General features: G+C 56.9%; 6 protein-coding genes and 1 pseudogene. 2 read left to right on the forward strand and 5 right to left on the reverse strand.

Annotated features, from left to right (window positions below):
* Window positions 1–821: 821 nt before the first annotated feature.
* Window positions 822–2,042, forward strand: a complete 1,221-nt coding sequence (locus JQ575_RS43465; RefSeq protein ID WP_212039275.1) for a vanadium-dependent haloperoxidase — start codon at window positions 822–824, stop codon at window positions 2,040–2,042.
* A gap of 304 nt (window positions 2,043–2,346) precedes the next feature.
* Here JQ575_RS43465 and JQ575_RS46330 read toward each other — a convergent pair whose 3' ends face one another.
* The 5 genes and pseudogenes from JQ575_RS46330 to JQ575_RS45490 form a co-directional block, all read right to left on the reverse strand.
* Window positions 2,347–2,580 (reverse strand): DUF1214 domain-containing protein, encoded by a 234-nt coding sequence (locus tag JQ575_RS46330; RefSeq protein ID WP_312016136.1) that lies wholly within the window; start codon window positions 2,578–2,580, stop codon window positions 2,347–2,349.
* Window positions 2,577–3,023, reverse strand: a complete 447-nt coding sequence (locus tag JQ575_RS45485; protein WP_409364894.1) for a hypothetical protein — start codon at window positions 3,021–3,023, stop codon at window positions 2,577–2,579. Before JQ575_RS45485 ends, JQ575_RS46330 begins: the two co-directional genes overlap by 4 nt.
* A 572-nt stretch (window positions 3,024–3,595) precedes the next feature.
* Window positions 3,596–3,973, reverse strand: coding sequence for a hypothetical protein (locus tag JQ575_RS43475; protein WP_212039276.1), 378 nt, complete (start codon window positions 3,971–3,973; stop codon window positions 3,596–3,598).
* Window positions 3,974–4,363: 390 nt separating this feature from the next.
* Window positions 4,364–5,452, reverse strand: coding sequence for a YihY/virulence factor BrkB family protein (locus JQ575_RS43480; protein ID WP_212039277.1), 1,089 nt, complete (start codon window positions 5,450–5,452; stop codon window positions 4,364–4,366).
* 455 nt (window positions 5,453–5,907) lie between these two features.
* Window positions 5,908–6,049 (reverse strand): annotated as a pseudogene (locus JQ575_RS45490) (transglutaminase-like domain-containing protein); the annotation flags it as partial.
* 185 nt (window positions 6,050–6,234) lie between these two features.
* Here JQ575_RS45490 and JQ575_RS43485 point away from each other — a divergent pair.
* Window positions 6,235–6,510: a hypothetical protein gene (locus JQ575_RS43485; protein ID WP_312016137.1), complete on the forward strand. Its 276-nt coding sequence runs from the start codon at window positions 6,235–6,237 to the stop codon at window positions 6,508–6,510.
* Window positions 6,511–6,566 lie beyond the last annotated feature (56 nt).

The following is a 6,566-nucleotide window of genomic DNA, read 5'->3' on the forward strand; positions in this document are numbered from 1 at the left end:
GGTAGGTATCATTGCCTTTGGATTTTGCATTGCTGCTAGCGCGATCGGCGCTGGCTCGTCTTGGGCCTGGGTGCTCACGGGACTACTTCCCGTCATTGTAGGTACGATCAGCCTTTATCTGGCGATTCGCGAAGTCAATGTTGCGCAGCGGAGTTGAAATTCAGTGAGTGTGGAGGACGGCAAGCGCCAGGGTTGATTGCTGGCAAGGAAAGTTGCCCCTTGTGACAGGAATGTCCGTACGACCCTCAAGGAGTAGACATCCTCGGGCCATCACAGCAGGTCCGAAAAGTGCCAGAAGGCGAAATGCGCGCTCGGTTTCATAAGACGCCAACTGAGGCGGCCTTTATTTCACTGCTTGGTTAGAATTGACCAGACGGGAGTGCCGAAAGTAGTCAGGCTCCGGGTCATGACCTTAGAAACGACACAGCTCACCCACGAAAAGCTCACCCGTGAAGAGTTTGTTTCTCTTCTCACGTTCGGTAACGCCCTCTGTACGTAGCTCCCCGCCCGCTATCCCAGCTGAACATAATGCCCGATTGATTGCGTTGGGCTACATGGTTCGTCTCGAAGGTAGGCTGCGGATGACCGCGCCCGGCAGCTTGTAGTCATAAATGCGATTAAGGCAGCGCGGCTCGCTGAATGTCTCGGCTTCGCTTCACTCTGAAAGCGACCAAGTTGCTGCGCTCGTCGCAAAATGAGGCGATGGGCCCACAGCAGACTTAGCAGGCCACTTTTCTTTTTCTCCCGCTCGTTAGCAAACTAGGGTAAGCTCCAACTCATTATCCAACTGAGCACTGGAGTTACAGCGGACGGGGAGCGACATGAAATACACAGCCGTAGCAATCGGCTTTCTGATGTCTTTCGCGACGTGCACTTCGAATGCCGACACCATCACAGACTGGAATCAGACAGCGATCGGGGTCCTCAAGGCGGCGAACATTGCCGGCAATCCGTGGACCCGCAGCATGGCGATGGTCCATGTTGCGATGTCCGATGCGGTCAACTCAGTGCAGGGTCGATATGCCCGCTATATTGCCACAGGAGATTTGACGCGCGATGCGTCCGCCGAAGCCGCAGCCGCGTCGGCGGCCCGGCAGATCCTGCTCCAACTTTATCCCGGTCAGAAAGCCTTAATTGAGGAGGCTTTCACCACCTCGACCAAGGCGATCCCGGATGGTGCAGGGAAGACCTCGGGCATAGCGCTTGGCGAAAAGGTGGCTGCGCTCGTCCAGGCCGATCGCGCGGCGGACGGCACCAGTGCCCCCGACACTTACCGGCCCGTTGCCACGCCGGGAGTATGGATACCTACGACGCCGCCAATAATGGCCCAATATGCCCAAGCGAAGCCTTGGGTGCTTAAGAGCGCCGACCAATTCCGCCCAGGCCCGCCCCCGCAATTGACAAGTGCGATTTATGCTCGCGATTACAACGAAACGAAGAGTTTAGGTGGCGTCCGAAATACCACGCGAACAGCGGAGCAATCCGACATCGTGAAGTTCTGGACACAAGCGAATATCAGCCCCGCTTGGCAGGAAGCGGCACGCCAGATCTCGGCGGGCAAGGGATTGGGACTCGCGGAGAATGCCCGGCTCTTCGCATTGCTCAACATGGCCATGGCGAACACCTTCATCAACGACTGGGATGCGAAGTTCACTTATAACTTCTGGCGACCGGTTACGGCGATACGCAACGGCGATATGGATGGCAACGAGGCTACCGAGCGCGATGCCGGATGGACGCCGTCGAATGCAACGCCGATGCACCCGGAATACCCGTCACAGGCAGCGATCGTCGCCGGAGTGTCGGCGCGCGTGCTGGAGTTGGTTGTTCCGTCCGCGCAAAGCGTACCGGTGACGGCAACAGACCTCGACGATCCGACCAAGAAGCGTCAGTTTGCCAGCATTAAGCAATTGGCGGACGAGCAGTGCAATGTGCGAGTCTGGGGCGGAATCCATTTCCGCAACTCGCTCGACGTCGGCGTGGACATGGGCAAAAGGATCGCCGACTACATGGTGGAGCACTCGCACAAGCCCTCACAATAATGCCACGCAGCGAACTTAGGCGGCACTGCTTGAGAAGGTTCGGCGCTCGCCTTTTTTGGGTATAGAAGACAGCCTCCAAATCGGAAATTTGAGGAATTCCTGACCTTGAAGCAGAACCCCTATCAACGACCTGATGTCTGCTGTGGGTCATTCGCGTTGGTGGACCACGGCACTTCCGGTCTACACCGGTGAACGGACATTCTCAGAATAGTCAAGCATGTCTCAAAGGTGCCCTGACGGACGCGGCGACGCAGACTTAGTTTGCGAGTTGGGGCTCCGGAAATTTCCATTTGCCGCTTAGAATTTATCGCGGGCGATAAAGGCGTGCCGTGTAGTTCCAGCCCGGCATGATTGGCAGACAGTTCGGGATTTTCCCATCGCACCCGCCAAACTGGATGGTGGCAGAACCGTCGGAGTTCTTCTTCGAGGTGATATTGTTCAGCGAGTAAGCGTTGAGGTCGTTCTTCTGGAAGTAGCCTTCGGAGTTGTAGAGGCTAATCGACCAGAATCCATCGACCGAAACGTCTTTTACGTTCAACTTGTAGACGGACTTGCCATCGTTTTTGGGCGGCGTGAAGTTGAGATAGATGGCGTCCTTCTTCGGATTGCCGCCCCACGTCGCCGCCGCCGAGACGAGGCGTTGGACTGGATCGACCTGATCCGCGGTCCCAAAGGAAGTCCGACATCCTTGGTGTTGAAGAACGCCATCAGATAGATAGCATCTGGATTAGGCGTGAGCGTTTGGTTGTGCCAGTCGAGGGGACGGCCCCAGTAGACGACCTGATTTAGCTTGCCTGCTGTGTTTTTTAGCGCCTCCTGCAACATCAGGTCGTAGTTCACGGCTGCCATGCCCCAGTTTACCGCTTCCACCGCACGCCGTTCGATGGCGCGTCGAGCGAGGTCGTCGGGCACGAGGACTTGGGCGCGCGCAGATACGACGGTTCCAACAATAGCAAACGCCACAAAAATGACCTTCAACATAGCGCGTCGCTCTGGTTGACTGAACGCCGAAATGCAACGCCCATAAGGCGTCAGGTCAATGTCCGCTTTGGGTCATCCGCGTCGGTTTGGCCGGACCACGCGACTTCCGGTCTCCCCCAGTGAACGGACATTCTGGATGGGTGGGCATGTCTCAAAGGTGCCACGAGCAGAAGACGTTCCTATGTGCTTGCTGCATAAGGGTCCCAACGGCCCGCGAGACCTTTCAAGTCGTGCGAGCCCCGTTCTGAGAATTTCAAACCCGCACCGGCAACAAGGTCAGTGACAACCCTTGAGACCAACACTTCGTTCGGCTCGCAGCGAGCCATCACGCGAGCGGCAGCATGTACGGCAATTCCACCAATATCCCGACCACGCAACTCTATCTCGCCGGTGTGCAAACCTGCTCGCAAGGGCTCGATCATGAACCGCCCTAAAGTGGAGCGCGTTAAGCCAACAAATCAACCTTACCGCGTAATCAGGGAGGAGACGTTCTGACGCCCATGCTATTGGATTATTCCAATTCTTCGAGCGCAATGATGGACGTCATGGCAGACAATACGAGCCAAAACGGATCACGCGGCCCGAAGCTGGGCCTGATTTGCTTTGGTCAATCGACAATCGATTGTGCAATCCTCAGCCTTAGCGCGTTTGGAGCAGCGCTCGACGTGGCGTCGTTCAACGATAAAATTCCCAACGAGTTCACGCTGCGCGTTTTTGGTGAAGATATCGAACGACGATGTGCCATCGTTTGGCGCAGAGACCGTCGGATCGCTGTGGTTTTCAGCAGATGAACTTGCGCTCCCAATCGCCGGGCTCATAAAGCCCGACCTTGAAAGAGCCGGCATGTTCCAGTGAACATCGAGCCCTTTCCGACCGGCGTGGACGCAGAGCTCGGAGAACTCTTCATTGTGCGGAACGACATTGGCGGCGAGGTAGAGATTGATTGCCAAGAAGCCGCGCCGCATTCGCGAACAAAAAACCTCCGCGCTTGACTTCTATAAAACCCACGATCGCTCCGGTGCGCACTAAACCATAGGCGACCCGGCCCAACATCTTGGCTCGTTGCACTCTCGCTTCGCGGTCGGCTCTGTTCAACTCGATCTCTCAAAGAAAGCGGCGGCGGGTCGAGGCCGCCGCCCGCAGGTGGGCTTGATCTCCTTGCTTGATACCTATTTGCGCGCGGTCAGAGAGCATCATAGTCGGTGGTACGTGGGCCGGGCATCATGCCTTCGTCCTCGCAAATCGGCGTCCGGTGCCGTTCATTCGCTGGAAGGGCGCGCTATCGCTCCGGGATGTGCCGGCCGCGCTGATTGAGCTTCTCGGGGCCGCCGATTAGATTTTCAGGCCGACCGTTCCTTGAGGGTGGACGTCGGCGCTCTATCTTGATCGCTATTGGTAGGGTTCTTCCCTGCTTGGTGCTCAATTTCAGAATTCAATTCTGCGCCAAGCAAAATGACGATCGTCGACATCCACATCCAGATCAGCAGGCCGATAGCCGCGCCTAGCGAGCCATACGTTGCATCGTAATTGCCGTAGTTGCTCAAATAATATGACAGCAGTCCGGATCCGATTAGCCAAGTCACGGTTGCAACCGCGCTTCCGACCGAGATCCACTTCCACTTGGGGGTTTTACGGCTCGGCCCATAGCGGTAAAGCACAGCAAGCCCAAGCAGGATCAAAACGGCTAGCGCGGGCCACCGAGCATATTTCAAAAGCAATTCAGAGACACTGCCCAGGCCGAAGCTTGCCAACACAATCGGAGCCGCGATCACGAGCCCAATGGCCGCCAAAATTCCTACCAACCCACCCAAGGTGAAAGCTAGCGACACCGCGTTCAGCTTGAAGAACCCGCGTTCTTCCTTTTCGTCATAGACGACGTTGAGTGCGTCAATGATAGCTTTCGTGCCGCCGTTGGCGCTCCACAGGGCCAGCGCGAAGCTGAACAGAAAAGCAGCCCCCAGCGTCACTTCGCCCTTCGCCAGCACTCGCCCAACCTGATCTTGCACTACAGAAAAGGTGCCAGGCGGCAACATGCCCGAGAGCATTTCGAGGTGAGCATTGACCGTCGCTGCGTCCGCGAAAAGCGCATAGGACGATACCAACGCTGTAATACCGGGAAAGAGAGCGAGCAGCGCGTAAAAGACCACTCCCGCTGCAATGGCAAGTAGCCGGTCTTCGTTGATCTGCTGATAAGTTCGCCAGAGTATTTCCTTCCAGCCCTGTGCGGGCACTTCAGCTGGAGAGTTGGCATTCTGGCCGCGCCCGCCGGCATGGCCGGTTTGCAGTTCGACGCTCGCGCGCGAAGGAGCCGATTTCGCGCTTCCCCTTGCCAATATCGGTTTGCGACCAGCCACCAAGTATCGTGCTGCCGCATCAAGCCCAAGCAGCGCTATCGACAAGATAATACCGGGCTTTTTGATCTGATCCATAACGGAAATTCCTCGCGGCATGCTTAACTCAAATTTGGAGCTTCGGTATACGTTCAGACGTAATCGGTAGGAAGCAAAGTGGTTCACGCGTTCTCTGGACGCGCGGGGCGGAATGCGATCGTCCGCGCCGCGCCCTCGTTCGGGCCTCGTTTGATCCCGCTCGCGCGGGGTATGATCAAACTTCGCGTCCAGGCGTAAGCCGTCTAGTGCAAAGTGCCATTGGCCGGCTTTGGTTCCGCAGGCACATGCAAGGTGCGCCTTGATATCTATGAAGCGACATTCCGCTCGCCGGGCGTCGTTCTAAATTTTGGTCAGAGCGCGTGCGCTTTGGTGTGGGCGAAAGGCTGCACCCGACTATCCGGCCGCAGTTAGGGCATCTCTCAATGTCTCGGCGGCTGAGAACGCCAAACGAACAAGTTCTTGAACCAGCGACCGTCAAGGAACACTTCGTATCACGCACTAAAATCCTTTGGAGCAGGGTCGGTGGGAACTCGATGTCACCGAGATATCCCGTGCAGTATGGTGCAGGATGTTCATGCATCGGGAAAGCGTAACTGCGAGATGAGCGAAGTCCCGACAAACACCGCGCCGCTCCTGGGGAAGTGAGAGTGGCTCACAGAGAGTTGTTGGCCGCCGTTCAACAGGCGGCCAACGCAGAACAGCCTGTGACGCTCCAGCAGCGTGACCTTCAGTGCTGTTCCAAGTCGCTAAAACCAAACGGGTGAGGAGCGATCAGATGACGTTACAAACGGGCAAGGTCATCGGTTGCGCAAGACCGGGGCGTGATGCTGTTTTCCATGATGAATGGCACGAAGGAGGTCGCTTGTGCGGTCAGTATCGGCGATGGACGATTTGGAGCGCGGCTCGAGGGTGAGGCCGATCAGCGCGAAGAACAGTTTCTGCGCTTGCGTGGCCGCAACGATGCGCGTCGAGAAAATTTCAAGCCGGGGAATTTGAGGGCACCCCACCGGGCATTATCTTGCGCAGCATGGATTTCCGCCCCTAGTAGTTCTCCACGCAGAAAAGTCGTCGAGAAACGCGCGCGGTTATTGCAGTGATAGAATCCACTTCACCAGAGTTTCGGCTTCTGCCGGAGTGACGCTCGCTTGCGCGG

Origin of the sequence: Bradyrhizobium sp. JYMT SZCCT0428, assembly GCF_018131075.1 — a bacterium.
Lineage (GTDB): Bacteria > Pseudomonadota > Alphaproteobacteria > Rhizobiales > Xanthobacteraceae > Bradyrhizobium.